Below are 15,875 nucleotides of genomic sequence, written 5' to 3' on the forward strand. Positions count from 1 at the left end.
GTCCAGCCGATCCGCTACCCGCCGACGCTAATACCGCCGTCGGCAGCCCACAAGGAATGCGAACATGAACGAACAAACTCGATCATCAACAAGCAAGTGGCGCGGGCTTATTGTTCGGCACTATTGTTCGGGACCCGCGCCGGATCCATACTGGCAAAATGTTGATGGCGGTCCTCTTCGGTGCAGTGGCCTCCAGCGCACTGCTGGCGGGAGCCTTCATCGGAGTGCGGTTTGAGTTGCCCAAGAGGCTCTTGGCCATCCTGCTCTCCTTCGCCTCCGGGGCACTCATTACCGCACTGACGTTTGAACTTTTCGAGGATGCCTACGAACGGGGCGGGATAGAGCGGGCCGCCATTGGGCTTTTTGCCGGTGCAGCAGTATTCACCGGCCTCAGTGCGCTGCTGGACCGGTGGGCTCAGCCAGGAGCCGGAGGCGCTCCTGCCGATGAGTTCCAGGGGAGCGCCAAACTTGATACCGACGCCGCTGCTTCCGACCGTCCACCCACCCCTTCATCCACCCGCGGCGCTGCAGGCATGGCCCTCCTTGCGGCGGTCACGCTGGACGGAGTTCCGGAGAATCTCGCCCTGGGCATCTCGCTCGGAGAAGGTACCGGTGGCTTGGCCTTGTTGGCGGCCATCTTTGTTTCCAACCTCCCGGAGGCACTTGTGGGGGCGTCATCCATGAAGGCGCAAGGAAAAACTTCCGGCCTGGTCATCGGGCTGTGGACTGCCTGCGCCGTGCTTCTGGTGCTGGCCGTGGTCCTTGGTGCAGGTCCGCTTTCGGGAAGCGACCCTAAAACCATTTCCGTGCCTCTGGCGTTCGCCGCCGGCGCCGTCATCGCTTCACTCGCCGACACACTGATGCCCGAAGCATACGAGCATGGCGGCCCTGCAGTGGCCCTGAGCACTGCCGCGGGCTTTGTGCTTTCCTTCGTTCTGTCCCTTGCCTGATGATCAGGACGGCTGATTTAAGACACCCACAGCCTCGTCCGGAAGGACTATTCTGGAGAATACCGTTCAGCAGGGTTACGGGCCAATGCCTGCCGGTGATTCGCTGGCGATTCCAGGCCTACCTGTTCAGGCACGGTGGAGAGCGGTCTGTCCCATGGCAACTGAAGCGAAGAAGGAAGCAGCGGCGGAGATTGGACTCCATCTCCAGGATCTGGTGTTGGACAGTTCAGACGTGGGGGAGTTCCTCAACGAGCTCGCCGCCTACTCGGCCAACAGCCTGTCCAGGCCCGGTTTGAGCGTGTACTGCGGTATCACTGTGATCCGGCGGAAACGGGCAGTGACGATAGCCAGCAGCAATGATTGTGCCCGTGCCATGGACGAGCTGCAGAACACCTTCGGTGAGGGCCCGTGCCTGACAGCGATGAAGGAAATGGCAACCATTCACGTGCCCGATCTGCGCGATGAACACCGCTGGCCCGACTACGTTCGTGCCGTAGGAGGGCAGGGCATCCTGTCCATCCTGGGCGTGCCGCTTCCTCTCGAAGGGCAAACGCGGGCAGCGCTCAATGTGTACTCTCCGGAAGCCCACGGGTTCTCCGGGGAGGACATTGCAGAGGCTGAAGACTTTGCCGAGCGAATCTCGAAGAGCCTGCGGTTGGCCCTGCGGATAGCCCAGCTGACAGATTCGCGGAATGATCTTGCGGCCGCAATGCAGTCCCGTACGACTATTGACCTCGCTGTCGGAGCGATCATGGCGCAGAACAGGTGCAGCCAGGATGCCGCCCAACAGATGCTCACCAGGGCCTCGAATAGCCGGAATATCAAGCTGAGGGACGTAGCCGCCGGGATCATTGCATCCATGACTGAGGACGCGGCGGTGCACACCCACTTTGACGAGTAGGGCAGCCTGTGAGGGCAGGCCCTATGCTTGTCGGATTGGCTGCAGGACGTTAGCCTGATCTCGGGAGCAACGCTCAAGCAGAGTGGGCACAGGCCTCCCATACAGCAGGAGTCCTGTCAGTGTCGACCATCTCCAACCGCTTCATTCCAGGCGGCGCCCACCATCCTTACAGCCAGCGGCTCTGGTGCACCCAATGTCATACCGATCGATTCCTGATCGTCGAGTCCATCGAAGCCCTCGAAGGAGGGGAACGGGATCTCGTCAGGGTTTCCTACACCTGCGGGGAGTGTGAATACTTCTACGAGCATCCCGCCGGTGTGCCTCAGGTGGCGGCCATCCTCAACCGTCCCGGTACACCAAGGTCCTTGGGGGTACTGCAGTTCGGCGGCGAATATATCCACTGTGGTGAACCTATGCACGTGGCAGGATCCGAGCTCCGCAATGCCTATGCCGAAATGAAAACGGAACGGGAGCCTGAGGCCCTCCTGGACGTTTACCTCAGGACCCGCGTCCTCAGATGCAATTGCGGATTCCAGATGGAGATACCCGTCTGAGCAGCTTCTGACTCTTTCAGGTGTTCCTATTGGAATTCTTTCTGCCGGTGCCGCCGGCGTCGTGGCTGTCCTCCAGGTCCTCGGCGTAGGGGGCACGGGGCAGCGGGGGGACTGCTTCGATCAGTTCGTTGGCGGCACAGGCCAGCAGATCCCGTTGCAGTATAGGCAGGGACAAAAGCCCCTGCAGGTAGGCGTGGACCTCGTATTCCCCCACTGCTCCACCGATGCTGAAGTACGTCAGCCATAGATCCGCCGGGGTAATGTCGGCGAATTTGAGTGCCTTCCTGAGCAGGCGGCACTGTTCTTCTTCGTGGGCTTCGAACCCCATCGGTGACTCCTCTACCCGCGGCGTCCCGGTACGGCTGCAATGATCCGACTGCACTCTTCCAGGAGCGTGGTCCGATCTGCACGGACACGGCTCAGGAGTTCCTGCATTGCGTCCTCGCTGCTCAACCCGTGCCGTTCCATCAATATGCCGGTTGCCCGCGCGATGGTGTCCCTGCTGTAAAGGGCGGTTTCCAGCGATTCGCTGATACGACGCGGCGTTTCAGAACTTTGGACATTGGCCAGGAGCGTTGCGGCGGGTCCTGCGAACAGCTGAAGGAGCCGGCTTGTTTCCTCGTCATAAATCCCTGGCAGGGCGGCGTAGATTTTCAGCGCCCCGAGTGTTTCTTTGCCTGCAATGAGTGGAGTGCTCAGCACTGAGCGGATGGGCAGATCCTTCATTGCGGCGCACCATTCCGGCCACCGGGATTCCGTCCGCACATCCTCGACGAGAATTGTTTGTTCCGAAGCCCAGGCGGTCAGGCAGGGTCCCTGCCCCAGTTCGTATTGTGAGGCATCCGCCTCTTGCACGATCTTGTCCGTAGCCGCGCTGCTGGTGCGTCTGCCCTGTGAATCGAGGAGGGAGATACCCGCCCCCAGCGTTCCCGGAATGGCCTGCTTGGCGGCACTGGCGAGCAACTGTACAGCGCGTTCAACTTTCTCCTCAGTGAGGAGCAATCCCTTCACCCGGGCGATGACTGAGGAAAGTTCGTCGAGGGGAAGCTGTTTGGACATGGTTGCCTCTTGATCGGGTTCGGGGGCGTGGGCTCAGACCCATTCCGGGGTTCCCCAGCCCACAAGCCGGCTACTTCCAGCATAGCCTCAAGCCGGGTTGGGCGCCGGGAACCCCCGCCGCCATAAGTCTGACTCAAGGTTGAATCAAGAACACTCTTTCCGGTCTTTTGCAGCCTGAATTCGCTGTAACTTGATCTCTAAGCCTCCGCTTTCCCCCGAAGACCGGAGTGCCTGGAAGCCCCCGCGCTTGAGTCACAGGCTCGCGCAGGGGCTTCCGTCATGTGGAGTTTGGGATGATCGGAGAGTCAGTCATCCTGGCTATGAGGAAGGACCTGCGCAATGGCGGTTCGACCATCCTGTTCCAGAGAGGAAGCCAGAACAGGATGGCGGCGGTGCTGATGAGTACCGCACCCATAACGTCGCTGGGATAGTGAACGCCCAGATACAGCCGGGAGTATGCAACCACCGTGACAAGAACCGCGCCGGCGACGGCGGTGACCGTTCTTTGATGCCGGGTTTGCGCCAGCACCAGGACGGCACCCCACGCCAGTGCAGCCGCGAACGCCGTATGCCCGCTTGGGAAGCTGTCGTGGCCGGCTTCTGCGATCAGGGCCTGTGTGGCTTCGGTTGGTGGTCTTAGCCGGAGGACGGCGATTTTCCCTACTTCAGACGATAGCCACCCGATTGAAACCAGGGACCCAAATGCAATTGCTGTGAGTGGCCTCTTCAGAATCGCCAGGAGCAGGCAGGCGAAGGCAAGAATGATGACGTTTCCCAGCGGGGAGAAGAGGCTGTGAAGGGCAAGAAACAGCCCTGTGAGAATGGGGTTTCGGCCGGGGATCAGCAGTTGATCCATTGCCAGATCAGGTCCCGGGGAACCATAGGTTTTTGCAAGGTGGCCCAGCACAAAAGTCAGTGTGAACAGTCCGAGGGAAGCAGCCAGCAGCAACCAGCTTTTGCCCGGCACACCGAGGGAAGGCACGGGGCGGAGTGCTTCCTTCATGTCTTCTTTCTGGCAGGAGCTGCAGGAAAACGAGGGGGTTCAAGTATTCCACCGGAACCCTTCCACGTGAATATGGGCGGACGCTGACTGAATGCTGGGCGAGCCCATCGATCCCGGCCAGGGCTCTGGAACACGGGGTGCCGTCGGGCGTACTCTGGAGACACGTTCCACCCCTTTGAGCTGGAGAGCCATGGAGCTGAAAGATAGCCCAAAGCTGACTCTTGGTGCGGCCCTGGCAAGGGTCCTCGGATTTTTTGTGGTGAGCGGTCTGTGCGGTGTGCTTGCAGCGGGCTTTGTGGTGCCCGCAGTGGCCGTCACCGGGACGACGGTCACGAACTCCGTAGCCTTCTTCAACAACCTCCCGGGGGAGCTGAATGTAGACCCCCCCTCGCAATCCACGAAGGTTGTGACTGCTGACGGTAAGCCCATTGCCACTTTCTATGCCGAGAACCGCGTGCGCGTCCCGTTGGATCAGATCTCGCCGCATATGAAGAATGCCGTTATTGCCATCGAGGACAGCCGCTTTTACAAGCACGCGGGCGTTGATCCTCAGGGCATTATGAGGGCGCTGAGTTCAAATCTGAGCAGCGGGGGGCGCCAGGGTGCGTCCACTATTACCCAGCAATATGTCACCAACGTCCTCAACGAATCCCGGCTGTCCGAGGGCAACACGGAAGAAATAGTGCTCAGCGGGCAAAAAACAATCGGCGACAAGCTGCGCGAGATGAAACTGGCCCTTGAACTCGAGAAGAAGTTCAACAAGGACCAGATCCTCGAGGGCTATCTCAACATAGTCTTCTTCAATGCCAATGCCTACGGGATTGAAGCGGCATCCCGGTACTTCTTCAGCACATCGGCAAAGGACCTGACATTGCCCCAGGCCGCGTTGCTCGCGGGGTTGGTCAACAGTCCCAGCTTCTACGACCCTTCGGTCTACCCGGAAAATGCACTGCAGCGGCGCAACCAGGTGCTGGGAAAAATGCTTGGGGAGGGGATGATTCAGCAGGCAGACCATGACGCTGCAGTGGCTTCCGGCGTCGAACTTAAAATCACGCCGTCAAAGCAGGGGTGCGCAGGGGCAGAAATGGCGGTGTATTTCTGTGACTACGTCTCGCACCTGATCCTGAACGACCCTGCGTATGGCGCCGATATTTCCGAACGTGAACGGCACCTCTACCGGGGCGGACTCACCATCGTCACCACATTGGACAGCAGGTTGCAGGCACCCGCCCAGGCCCAGGTGGACTCCACAGCAGGGCCCAATCCTGACAAGTGGGGAGCAGCCCTGGTGACGGTCCAGCCCGGTACAGGCAGAATTCTGGCCATGGCCCAGAACACCGTTTTTCTTCCCCAGGAAGGCAAGTTTGACACCCAACTGAACTTCAACGTCGATTCCAAAGACGCCAACGGAGCTGACCTCAACGGGGCCGGCGGCTTCCAGCCCGGATCCACGATGAAGCCGTTCACGTTCGCCCAGTGGCTCAATGAAGGCAAATCGATGACGGCCGAGGTGGACGCCTCGCGGCGGACCTATCCCCTTAATTTCCCGTGGCGGTCCAGCTGCGGGAAGGTGCTCGGCGGCTACAGCACGGCTGAGAAGAATGCCGGCCTGGGCACGGCAGATGACTTGCAGAACGCCGATGAAGGGTACTACCGGAGAATGCCCATCAACTATGGGCTGTACAACTCCATCAACACCGCGACGTTCGCGTCGGCCACCCAGCTGGACTTCTGCGGCATCCAAAAGATGGTGGATGCAGTGGGGATCCACAGCGGCCTGGATGGCGCCCAGGTTAACATGCACCAACTGGGTAACCTCCTCGGAGCGATCGGGGTCGCCCCGCTCCATTTGGCCAATGCCTTCGCCACCTTCGCCAACGATGGAAAGTACTGCGCCCCGATCGCCATCCTGGATGTCACCGATCAAAGCGGACGAAAATTCCCGGCTCAATCAACCAGCTGCCGGGACGCCGTGAAACCCGACGTAGCGCGCGGCGTGAACGCAGTCCTGCAGGACGTTTTGAAGGTGGGGTCAGGCGTACACATCAATCCCAAGATCCACGACAAGGTTCCCACCGCTGCCAAGACCGGAACGTCCAACAACAACGGTGCCAGCTGGGTGGTCGGCTACACCTCAGGACTTTCCACTGCATCCTTCTTCGGAGACACCCTGGAAGGCCAAAGCCGGCCCGGCCACAATCTCACGATCAACGGCAACTTCTATCAGCGGGTAGACGGCTACATGATCGCAGGCCCTCAATGGGTGAACTACATGCTCCAGGTAGCTGGACTCTACCCGGCGGTACCTTTCCCCGGCCCACCGGCATCAATGACGAAGAAGCCCTGACAGCTACCCTCAATCCCTGACAGCTACCCTCAATCCCTGACAGCTACCCAGCCGCCGGGGCCGGTACAAGCCGCGTCCCCGTCTGGTCCCGCAGCCAACGCGCCAGCTTCTTGCCTTTGCCCTTCCACCAGTTGTCTTCGTCCTTCTTGGCGTGAAGACGGAAGACCAGGGCCATCATGATGAACGTCCCGAACGCCACGTCCATCCACGCCCAGAAGGCCGCATCCATCAGGACGCCCACAGCGGTGACCAGAATCGACGGCAAGGCCAGGGTTCGGAAAACTGTGTTGGCTACATACCTCCCATGAGATCCTGGCAACGAGAGCATGCTCACCAGATCAAAGCACAGGCAAACCACCACCATGGTCTGTCCGAGGACCAACAGGATCATCCCGGGCAGACTTGTTCCGAAGGAAGCAAGGGCCAGCAGCCCGGAATTCATGGCGTGACCCTGGCTTTGGGGTCTGCGATCGGATCCATTGGGACTCCTCGATAATGTGACCGTGGCCGCCGGGTTTCCTGCGGCTATGGACCCCAGAATGGCCGGACAACATCAAAAATCCCCTCAATTTCGCAAAAAATCACCTCAAGTTCCGGGCGGGCGGATGTTGGGGCACTCAACCCCTAAGGCATCCGACTGGGCTCAAGTGCTAACGCAGCCCGAACCGTGGGCCACGACCGCAGAATCTGCAGGACGTCGGGATTGCGCTCGGACGTGAGGCATTGGGCGTACGACTCCTCCAGGAGCGCGTCCACCATGATCCTCTTGCCGCTGGATGCACTCAGCACTGCGGATTCCACCATGGCCAGGCTCATGATGTTCTGGTGCACCTGCCCCATGGGCGCTGCCCCTGTCCGGAGCGATGACACGAAGTCCGCAAGTGCGCCCGCTATCTCCTGGCCTGGATCTTCACTCTCCAGTCCGGCGTCAGATTCAAGAAGCTCGACGGCGGTCTCCACCTCCGGTTCGTTGTCGCCGTCCCAGATCACCGACCCATGCTCACCGCTGATCCGCCACGCGCCATTCCAGGACGTCTCAAGGCCGGGGCTGCACCAGCTGCCGGTGAACACGAACCGCTCTCCGCCGGACATCTCGAAGATGGCCGTTGCCCCGGCATCGCCCCGGTACCAGCTCCAGGATGGGTTGTACTCCTCGCAGAAAACGGAGACCGGATCGGCGTCGAGCAGGAAACGCGCCATGTCGAATTGGTGGATGGCCATGTCCAGCAGGAGCGGATGCTCCATGGCGTCACGGAATCCGCCGAAACGGGGGGCCTTGAAGAAGTCAGCCGACACAATACCCACATTCCCGATCGTGGAGGCGAGGCGCTTTGCTGCAAAAAGCTGCCGGTTGTAGCGCCGGGACTGGCTCACCATGAAGAGCTGCCCGGAAAGCTCGGCAGCGGCCGCGAGGGACATCCCCTGGGCCAGCGTGGAAGCCACCGGCTTCTCGCCCAGCACCGGAAGCCCTGCTGCCAGCGCTTCCGTAGTGACCGGGTGGTGCGCGGCCGGGACGGTGACGTTGATGACGGCTTGTGCGCCGACGTCGGCCGCCAACCTGGCCGTGCCCGTGCCCACCGGAACAGGGCGGCCTACTGCCGCTGCGCCGGCACTGGCAGCGCCAAGGTCAAGGTCAACGATGCCGGCGAGCTCGACGAGAGGGGACTCCTCCACGGTGTGCAGCCATGCGCGCCCCATGCCGCCGGCGCCGACGACGACGACGCGCAGGGGAGTCCCGTCGTCGGGGATGGTTGCAAAAGTGTTACTCACGCCCGGGCTCCCTGGTAGCTCTTGCCGTTGAAGAAATCATTGGTTTCGTAGCGGAGCAGTTCCGGGTACGCACGCTCCGGACGGTCGGTAAGTGCCCACTCGACGGCATTGGAGATCACGCGGCGGATGTCCTTGTGGTGGTACACGGGGTAGTCCTGGTCCCCGGGGCTGAAGTAAAAGATTTTGCCGTGGCCACGGCGGAAGGTGCAGCCGGAGCGGAACACTTCCCCACCGCTGAAGGAGCTGATAAAAACGAGCTCCTCCGGGGTGGGGATGTCAAAGAACTCGCCGTACATCTCCTGCTCGTCTATCACAATAGGGTGCGGCACTCCCTTGGCAATGGGGTGGGTAGGATCCACCGTCCACACTAGTTCCCGGTCCTGTTCGGAGCGCCAGCGCAGGGTGCAGGAGGTGCCCATGAGCTTGGTGAAGATCTTGGACCAGTGGCCCGAATGCAGAACGATCAGGCCCATGCCGGAGAGGACATGGCGATGCACCCGCTCAACAACTTCATCGCTGACATCGCCGTGGGACATATGGCCCCACCAGGTCAGGACGTCGGTGTTGGCGAGGACCTCCTCCGTGAGGCCGTGTTCGGGATCATCGAGGGTGGCTGTGCGGACGGAGACCCTGCTGCCGAGGTTCTCCTCAATGCCTTCCTTGACGGCGCCGTGCATACCTTGGGGGTACAGGCGGGCCACGAGTTCGTCGTGCTTCTCGTGCTGGTTTTCGCTCCATACAGTGACGCGGATTCGCGGCGTTGCTTCAGCGGCATTGGCGCTGGTGGTCATGGTCTCTCCTGGATTGGTTTTGGTTTTGGTTTTGGTTTTGGTTTTGGTTTTGGTTTTGGTTTTGGTTTGGGTTTGGATTCGGCTTCGGTTTACTTGACAGCTCCGCTGGATGTGCCCGCAGCGATGTACTTCTGCGCCGCAACGAGCAGGATGATCGCAGGAATGGAGGCCAGGACGGCGGTTGCCATCACGGAACTCCAGTCGTTCACGTAGGCGCCGATGTACTGGAAGATGCCCAAGGTGACCGGCCGCACTGCCTCAGTGGTTGTCAGCGTCAGGGCGAAGAGGAAATCGCTCCACGCGAACAGAAAGGTAAAGAGTCCTGCGGTAATCAGTGAATTGCGGCTTAGGGGAATGACGATGGCGAAGAACGCCCGCAGATGTCCGGCGCCGTCCACCTTTGCCGCTTCGATCACCGATGAAGGCAGGCCATTCATGAACGCCCGGATGATCAGGATGGCGAAAGGGATTCCGTGAGCCGAATCCGCCAGGATCAATCCGGGGATCGAGTTCAGTAATCCCAGATCGTTGTAGGCCGTGTAGAGCGCGTTGGCTACCACAATCCCGGGGATCATTTGGCTGATCAGGATGGCGAACAGCACAACTCCGGCGCCTTTGACCTTAAAGTAGGCCAGGGCGTAGGCAGCGGGCGCGGCGATTGCCAGGCTGAGCAGCACACTGCCGAGGGAGATGACCAGGCTCGTCACCAGATTGGGTCCTTGCTCACTGATGGCCGTGGCATAGCCCGTGAAATCAGGGTTTAAGGGCAGCCAGGTTGTGTCCACCGTGGCCCCGTTCGGCTGCAAGGATGCGTTGATCATCCAGTACACAGGGAAGAGCATGATGGCCAGGAACAGGATGGCCAGGGCTGTGTGCCCCCAGTTCCTGGGCTCGGCCTTCCTCGGGTTCCGCCGGGTCTGGATTTGCTGGGTCATAGTGCTCTCACTCATCGACTGCCCGCCTGCTCGCCCGGAGGTATAGGACCGCAAATACCAGGGAGATGATCACCAGGACGTTCCCCAGTGCCGCACCTTCGCCGAACTTGAACTCCTGGAAGGACAAGGCATAGGACTGCGTGGCAATGGTTTGAGTCGAGTTTGCTGGACCGCCATTGGTCAGACCCAGGATGATATCCAGCACCTTGAGGGTGTAGACGACGCCGAGCACAAGGACCACGCTGACCACAGGCTTGAGCATGGGCCAGGTGATGTAGCGGAAGGCCTTCCAGCCCGTGGCTCCGTCGAGGGAACCCGCTTCATAAAGTTCATCCGGAATTTCCTGCAGGCCGCCGTAGAGGATGGTCAGGTTGAACGGAATACCGATCCAGATGTTTACGCCGACGACGGCGATCAGCGCCAACGATGTGCTGGTCAGCCACGGAACCCCTGTTTCGATGATGTTCAGGTCTCCAAGGAAGCGGTTCAGCGCGCCGCTGTCCTTGTCCAGGATCCAGCGCCAAACGGCACTGGACACTATCAGCGGCAGCAGCCACGGGAGCAGGAGAAGTGAGCGGAGGATTCCGTTGAGTGGAAATTTGCGCTGAAAAAAGATGGCCAGGGCAAGGCCGATCACGAATTGCCCCAGGATGGAGCCGATGGTGAACAACGCCGTGTTCAGGAGGGACGTTGAGAACAATGACGACGACAGCACAGTGACGTAGTTCTGCACGCCCACCCAAGGGGCTTCTCCGGTGAAGAACGTTGCCGTGGTGTAGTCCTGGAAGCTCATGATCACGTTCTTGACCACGGGGTAGCCAAAGAACAAGGCCATGTACACAACGGCCGGCACCAGAAAGAGCCACTGGAAGAGGCGTTCTTTTCGATGGCGGTTGCGCCGGCGTGGAACCAGGGGCGCTTGGTCCACCCCCGGCTTTTGCTGCGTGGTTTGCGCCTTCGAAGGCGACAAGTCAGCTGCTAATGACATGACTTCCTCTTACTGGCCCTGGGCTTGCTTCAGTGCATCAGCCGGTGAGGCGCTTCCGGTCAGCGCCGCCTGGATCGCGGTGTAGATCTTGGTTGCCTGTGCTGGCCATCCGTCACCGAGCTGGCCGGTACGTGCCCGTGCTGTCTTGACGAGTTCAGTGAACGTCGCGAGCTTGGGGTTTTCCTTGGCGAAGGTCTCCGCCAGGGAGGTCTTGGACGGAATGGTGTTCCTGGCCTTGGCCATGGACATCTGGTTTTTGTCGTTGTTCAAGCACGAAACGATCTCCGCGGCTTTGGCCTGGCGTGCCTTATTGCCAGTTTGGGGAACAGTCCAGACTTCCCCGCCCAGCGGAGCCACCGCCGTCTGGCTGGCCTCGCGGACCGGGATCTTCACGACGCCGTACTGCAGCGAGGGCTGCTTGCTGAGCGCGGGGATCTGCCACGGTCCGTTGACCATCATCGCTGCTTTCCCTGCCAGGAACTGATCGTTGACGTCGGCCTGGGTCCAGTTGAGGGCCGATGAGGAGACTGAGCCATCCTTCACCAGATCCGTCCACAGCTGCAATGCCTCGGCAGTCTCCGGGGTGTTGATGTTTTTCTCGTCGCCGCCGTTGGACCACATCACGGGAAGGAATTGCCAGGTGCCCTCGTAGGTGGGATTGGCGTTGAACGCCAGGCCGTATTGGTCTCCGTCTGTCAGCTTGGCCGCTGCCGCTTCCAGTTCATCCCACGTTGTTGGGGGAGTGACGCCGGCCTTTGCGAGGATGTCCTTGTTGTAGAACAGGGCAATGGTGTTGACGGTGGGGGCGAGGCCATAGACCTTGTCCTTGTACGTTCCCGCGCTCAAGACGCCCGGAGCGAAGTCTTCAGTGCTTACCTTGAAGTCTGATAACGGCGCCAGGGCGCCCGTTGCGGCGATCTGCTGCAGATCGGGGTTGTCCAGCATCAGGACGTCGGGCAGCGTTTTCGAGGATGACTGCTGGAGGACCTTGGAGATCAGTGATTTGCCGGGCACAGTTTCCCGCTTGAGCGTGACGCCTGCCTCCGCGGCGCAACTGTTCAGGGCATCGCCGATGAACGACTTGTCCGGCTCGTTGTTGTAGTAGTCCATCACCGAGATCTCTGAGACGTTCTCAGAACCCGCGGAGCCAGACGGAGCCCCGCAGCCGGCGAGCAAGATCGGAAGACCCACAAGTGCGGTGACGGCGGTAGCGAGGGCCCGGTTTCCAGGGAATGCTGACTTCATTGTCTGTCCTTTTGAGAGTGGTGCTCCCGGGGAATTCCCTCGGGAGGAAGAGGAATCTGTCATTCGTTCTGCATTTGGCTGTTCGTCGATGCGTATCGATGATGCGCCAAACGCTATGGCTGTTGAGATAGCGGGGAAAAGGCCTAGCTGGCTTTGGCTTGGTCGGGACGGATGACGCTGGATCTGTGGGTGATCGTGGCGGGCACCAGTTCCAGGGATTCGTGAGGTCCTTCCGAACCGGATTCGAGCAGACCACAGATAATCTCCACCGCCCGGCGTGATACTTCACGGGGGCGGAGGTCAATGGTTGACAAGGGTACGGGATAGAGTTCCGCCATGCCCGGTGATGCGCTGCCGATGACGGAAACGTTGGTGCCTGGCGTCAACCCGCGGGCGGAGAGAGTCCGGAGCAGAATCTCCTGCACGATCCCCTCCGGGGCGATGAAAGCTGGCTGCCCCTTGGTCTGGGCCAGTACCTCATCCACCGACTTGGAAATGGTGCCCAGGTCCGTTCCGCCAACCACATGGAGCAGCTTCACTCCAAGCTCTTTCGCTGCTTGGTTGGTGCCCCGCACGAAGCGCTCGACGTAGTTGACCTGACGTTCCACAACCTCAGGCTGCCACGCGATGACGCCTATTGTGGAATGTCCTGCTGCCGCGAGATCGTTGACTGCCAATTGCCCTGCCAGTTCAAAGTCGGCATCGATGCAGACCAAGTCAGAAGGATCTCGTGGAATTCCGATGAGTACCACTGGAACCTTCAAGGAGCGGGCGATAGGGAGTCGCTCGTCTTCTCCCGCCACCTGCATCAGGATCAGCCCGTCACAGATTTGCTGCCCGACGACGCGGCGGAGCCCGTTTGCGCCCTCGTCTTCCGTCACCAGCAGGATGTCGTGGTCGTGCTTTCTGGCAGTTGACGCGATGGACGAGACAAATTCCATGAGGGATGCCATGTGCAGTTCCGGAATGAAGGGAATGACCAGGCCGATGACGTGGGTGCGGCGGCTCGCCAGTGCGCGGGCTCCGGCGTTGGGGTGGTAGGTGAGCTGTTCAATTGCAGCCTCAACCTTTTTTCTTGTCTTTTCCGAAATAGGACGTTTACCGCTCAGTACGTATGACACGGTACTTTGGGCTACTCCGGCGGCGAGGGCAACGTCCTTGCTGGTTGGCATGGATTCTGTCCCCTCCCCTTGTCGATCTTCCGGTAAAACACGCCGTCGATACGCTTCGTCGATACGCATCGAGAAAGATTATGGCACGCATCACTTAAGCAACGCAATGGCCAATTTCAAGAATCAGCGACCACCCAGGCAGTCGTATCCGCCGGAAGCATGCCCTTGACCAGCGGCCCGCTGGTGATGACGCAGTCGCCCTCGGGCGGTGTGACCGGTTCAGGGCCGAAATTGGTGATACTGTGCCACCCGCCGGGGCGCAGGAAATGCAGCACGTCCGGGCGGGGCCCACTTACCCAGCTGAGCTTCTCGGCAGTCTGCAGCCTCTTGCGCAGCCGGAGTGCGCGCCGATAAAGCTGCAGAGTGGAATCTGGATCAGCGTCTTGGGACGCCGCGGACAAATGACCGAACCACGCTGGCTGGGGCAGGTGCGGTTGGGCCGCACTGAATCCGAAGAAGGGGGCGTCGGTGGTCCAGGGGAGCGGAACCCTGCAGCCGTCCCGGCCCTTTTCGAGGTGCCCGGTCCGGACCCAGATGGGATCCTGCAGGACGCTTTCAGGGAGGTCGGCTACCTCGAACAGGCCCAGTTCCTCGCCTTGGTAGAGGTAGGAGGATCCGGGCAGGGCCAGCATCAGGAGCGTTGCGGCGCGTGCCCGTGCCAGTCCCACATTTCTGTCCGGGGCAGGGGATGACCCGCCAGACAGAAGCCACGCCTGGAAGTCGATTCCGGGTGGAAGCCCATAGCGGGAGGCGTGACGGACGACGTCGTGGCTGGAAAGAACCCACGTGGAGGAGGCACCGGAGAGCCCGGCTTCCGCGAGGTTGGTGGTGATGATTGTCCGGAAAGTCTCCGGCTCCCAGTTGGCCTCGAGGAGATCGAAGTTGAAGGCTTGGCCCAGGCCTGTGGGCCTTGCATATAGCGCTCTCCGCGGGGCAGTGGGAGCCCAGGCTTCCGCGACTGCTGCCCGCGGCGGATCGTACTCGTTCAGCACCTTGCGCCACTCCGCGAAGATGATGTGGACGTCGTCGCGGTCGAATAAAGGGTCCGTGCCGTCGTCGGGCGAGACGTGGGGGTCGGACGTGGGCCTGCTCCTGAGCGGTTCAGACAGATCCTTGGCCATTCCGTGGGCGACGTCGACGCGGAATCCATCCACTCCACGGTTCGACCAGAAACGAAGCGTAGCCAGGAAGTCCTCACGAACCTCCGGATTGTCCCAGTTGAAGTCCGGCTGCTCCGGTGTGAAGAGGTGCAGATACCACTGGCCGTCCGGCACGCGCGTCCAGGCGCTTCCGCCGAAATGTGAGAGCCAGTCCGACGGCGGCTGGGATCCGTCGGGGCCGGTTCCGTCACGGAAAATGTAGCGCTCACGGGCCGCTGATCCCGGTGGCGCGGCGAGCGCTTCCTGGAACCAGACGTGCCGGTTGGAGGAATGGTTGGGAACAATATCCACGATCAGGCGGATCCCCACCTGGTGGAGGGCGGCCAGCAGCTCATCGAAGTCTTCGAGCGTGCCCAACCTGGGGTCAACGTCTCTGTAGTCGTCAACGTCATAGCCTCCGTCGGCCAGCGCGGAGGGATAAAAGGGGCTCAGCCACACCGCCTCGATTCCCAGCGACTGCAGATAGGAAACCTTCGCGGTGATGCCGGGAAGGTCGCCCAAACCGTCCTCATTGGAGTCTGCGAAACTGCGGGGGTAGATCTGGTAGACGGCGGCCTGTCGCCACCAGTCGGCATCGGGACTCAGGCCAGTCTGGTGGAACTCCGCGTTCATGTGATTTCCCCTGTGCTTTCAGTCGAAGGCTCCCGACCATCCTATGGCGCTGGCCCCTGCCCCTAAAGGCGCTGACGCGGTCGGTTTTCCGCAGGTTTTCGCGCGTTTTTTCCCACCTTGGGCACAGTTCGCGAACCCGATAACAAGGATCCTGCAAGGGTTCCGCAAGGATCCGGAAAGAGGCAAGCGGGAAGCCTACTCTGGAATAAACCCCCAGAGCGCAATGAGCATTTTCCCTCCTCCATATTCAGCAGGCCAAGCAGGCTACCTTTTGAGAAGGACCCCAAAATTTCCGCTCTCCGATTCCCCCGCACAGCATCCGCCGGCATTCTCACTGCCGTTCTTCTTGCCTCCTTCGCAGCGGTTGTGACGGCAGGTTCTGCCTCGG

At 60.7% G+C, this 15,875-nt stretch carries 15 protein-coding genes; 4 read left to right on the plus strand and 11 right to left on the minus strand.

Annotated features, from left to right (window positions below; genetic code table 11):
- Positions 1-158 precede the first annotated feature (158 nt).
- The 3 genes from MU551_RS04075 to MU551_RS04085 all read left to right on the plus strand — a co-directional run bounded on the left by MU551_RS04075 (position 159) and on the right by MU551_RS04085 (position 2,405).
- The gene (locus tag MU551_RS04075) at positions 159-950 is read left to right on the plus strand and encodes a ZIP family metal transporter (protein WP_247040874.1); all 792 of its coding nucleotides are present in this window, start codon (positions 159-161) and stop codon (positions 948-950) included.
- A 154-nt stretch (positions 951-1,104) separates the two neighbouring features.
- The gene (locus MU551_RS04080; protein ID WP_247040875.1) at positions 1,105-1,851 is read left to right on the plus strand and encodes a GAF and ANTAR domain-containing protein; all 747 of its coding nucleotides are present in this window, start codon (positions 1,105-1,107) and stop codon (positions 1,849-1,851) included.
- A 119-nt stretch (positions 1,852-1,970) separates the two neighbouring features.
- Entirely contained in the window at positions 1,971-2,405 is a 435-nt protein-coding gene (locus MU551_RS04085) for a hypothetical protein (protein WP_247040876.1), read from the plus strand.
- A 16-nt stretch (positions 2,406-2,421) separates the two neighbouring features.
- On the opposite strand, the gene MU551_RS04090 is transcribed toward MU551_RS04085, so the two are convergent.
- The 3 genes from MU551_RS04090 to MU551_RS04100 form a co-directional block, all read right to left on the minus strand.
- The gene (locus MU551_RS04090; RefSeq protein WP_247040877.1) at positions 2,422-2,733 is read right to left on the minus strand and encodes a hypothetical protein; all 312 of its coding nucleotides are present in this window, start codon (positions 2,731-2,733) and stop codon (positions 2,422-2,424) included.
- A gap of 11 nt (positions 2,734-2,744) precedes the next feature.
- Positions 2,745-3,464 (minus strand): GAF and ANTAR domain-containing protein, encoded by a 720-nt coding sequence (locus MU551_RS04095; RefSeq protein ID WP_247040878.1) that lies wholly within the window; start codon positions 3,462-3,464, stop codon positions 2,745-2,747.
- 277 nt (positions 3,465-3,741) lie between these two features.
- Positions 3,742-4,467 carry a phosphatase PAP2 family protein gene (locus MU551_RS04100; protein WP_247040879.1) on the minus strand — a complete coding sequence of 242 codons (726 nt, stop codon included), beginning with the start codon at positions 4,465-4,467 and terminating at the stop codon, positions 3,742-3,744.
- Between the two features lie 190 nt (positions 4,468-4,657).
- On the opposite strand from MU551_RS04100, the gene MU551_RS04105 reads away from it, so the two are divergent.
- Positions 4,658-6,814, plus strand: a complete 2,157-nt coding sequence (locus MU551_RS04105; RefSeq protein ID WP_247040880.1) for a transglycosylase domain-containing protein — start codon at positions 4,658-4,660, stop codon at positions 6,812-6,814.
- A 43-nt stretch (positions 6,815-6,857) separates the two neighbouring features.
- Here MU551_RS04105 and MU551_RS04110 read toward each other — a convergent pair whose 3' ends face one another.
- From MU551_RS04110 to MU551_RS04145, 8 genes are all read right to left on the minus strand, one after another.
- On the minus strand, positions 6,858-7,256 hold the full coding sequence (locus MU551_RS04110) for a hypothetical protein (protein WP_247040881.1): 399 nt from the start codon (positions 7,254-7,256) through the stop codon (positions 6,858-6,860).
- A gap of 182 nt (positions 7,257-7,438) precedes the next feature.
- On the minus strand, positions 7,439-8,584 hold the full coding sequence (locus MU551_RS04115) for a Gfo/Idh/MocA family protein (RefSeq protein ID WP_247040882.1): 1,146 nt from the start codon (positions 8,582-8,584) through the stop codon (positions 7,439-7,441).
- Positions 8,581-9,375 (minus strand): ThuA domain-containing protein, encoded by a 795-nt coding sequence (locus tag MU551_RS04120; protein WP_247040883.1) that lies wholly within the window; start codon positions 9,373-9,375, stop codon positions 8,581-8,583. The genes MU551_RS04115 and MU551_RS04120 overlap by 4 nt, the downstream gene beginning before the upstream one ends.
- A gap of 89 nt (positions 9,376-9,464) precedes the next feature.
- On the minus strand, positions 9,465-10,310 hold the full coding sequence (locus MU551_RS04125; protein ID WP_247041117.1) for a carbohydrate ABC transporter permease: 846 nt from the start codon (positions 10,308-10,310) through the stop codon (positions 9,465-9,467).
- Between the two features lie 7 nt (positions 10,311-10,317).
- On the minus strand, positions 10,318-11,298 hold the full coding sequence (locus MU551_RS04130) for a carbohydrate ABC transporter permease (protein WP_247040884.1): 981 nt from the start codon (positions 11,296-11,298) through the stop codon (positions 10,318-10,320).
- A gap of 9 nt (positions 11,299-11,307) precedes the next feature.
- Positions 11,308-12,543: a sugar ABC transporter substrate-binding protein gene (locus MU551_RS04135; protein WP_247040885.1), complete on the minus strand. Its 1,236-nt coding sequence runs from the start codon at positions 12,541-12,543 to the stop codon at positions 11,308-11,310.
- A 143-nt stretch (positions 12,544-12,686) separates the two neighbouring features.
- Complete coding sequence (locus MU551_RS04140; protein ID WP_247040886.1) at positions 12,687-13,715, minus strand: LacI family DNA-binding transcriptional regulator; 1,029 nt, start codon at positions 13,713-13,715, stop codon at positions 12,687-12,689.
- 116 nt (positions 13,716-13,831) lie between these two features.
- Complete coding sequence (locus MU551_RS04145; protein ID WP_247040887.1) at positions 13,832-15,487, minus strand: glycoside hydrolase family 13 protein; 1,656 nt, start codon at positions 15,485-15,487, stop codon at positions 13,832-13,834.
- Between the last annotated feature and the right edge of the window lie 388 nt (positions 15,488-15,875).

It is taken from the genome of Arthrobacter rhizosphaerae (assembly GCF_023062595.1).
In the GTDB taxonomy this organism is placed as follows: Bacteria; Actinomycetota; Actinomycetes; order Actinomycetales; family Micrococcaceae; genus Arthrobacter; species Arthrobacter rhizosphaerae.

What these genes read in the sequence shown, in the direction of transcription:
- MU551_RS04125 (WP_247041117.1), bottom strand. Translation starts at nt 10,310, where the DNA reads ATGACCCAGCAAATCCAGACCCGGCGGAACCCGAGGAAGGCCGAGCCC.
- MU551_RS04075 (WP_247040874.1), top strand. Translation starts at nt 159, where the DNA reads ATGTTGATGGCGGTCCTCTTCGGTGCAGTGGCCTCCAGCGCACTGCTG.
- MU551_RS04135 (WP_247040885.1), bottom strand. Translation starts at nt 12,543, where the DNA reads ATGAAGTCAGCATTCCCTGGAAACCGGGCCCTCGCTACCGCCGTCACC.
- MU551_RS04130 (WP_247040884.1), bottom strand. Translation starts at nt 11,298, where the DNA reads ATGTCATTAGCAGCTGACTTGTCGCCTTCGAAGGCGCAAACCACGCAG.
- MU551_RS04090 (WP_247040877.1), bottom strand. Translation starts at nt 2,733, where the DNA reads ATGGGGTTCGAAGCCCACGAAGAAGAACAGTGCCGCCTGCTCAGGAAG.
- MU551_RS04095 (WP_247040878.1), bottom strand. Translation starts at nt 3,464, where the DNA reads ATGTCCAAACAGCTTCCCCTCGACGAACTTTCCTCAGTCATCGCCCGG.
- MU551_RS04100 (WP_247040879.1), bottom strand. Translation starts at nt 4,467, where the DNA reads ATGAAGGAAGCACTCCGCCCCGTGCCTTCCCTCGGTGTGCCGGGCAAA.
- MU551_RS04140 (WP_247040886.1), bottom strand. Translation starts at nt 13,715, where the DNA reads ATGCCAACCAGCAAGGACGTTGCCCTCGCCGCCGGAGTAGCCCAAAGT.
- MU551_RS04145 (WP_247040887.1), bottom strand. Translation starts at nt 15,487, where the DNA reads ATGAACGCGGAGTTCCACCAGACTGGCCTGAGTCCCGATGCCGACTGG.
- MU551_RS04105 (WP_247040880.1), top strand. Translation starts at nt 4,658, where the DNA reads ATGGAGCTGAAAGATAGCCCAAAGCTGACTCTTGGTGCGGCCCTGGCA.
- MU551_RS04110 (WP_247040881.1), bottom strand. Translation starts at nt 7,256, where the DNA reads ATGAATTCCGGGCTGCTGGCCCTTGCTTCCTTCGGAACAAGTCTGCCC.
- MU551_RS04080 (WP_247040875.1), top strand. Translation starts at nt 1,105, where the DNA reads ATGGCAACTGAAGCGAAGAAGGAAGCAGCGGCGGAGATTGGACTCCAT.
- MU551_RS04120 (WP_247040883.1), bottom strand. Translation starts at nt 9,375, where the DNA reads ATGACCACCAGCGCCAATGCCGCTGAAGCAACGCCGCGAATCCGCGTC.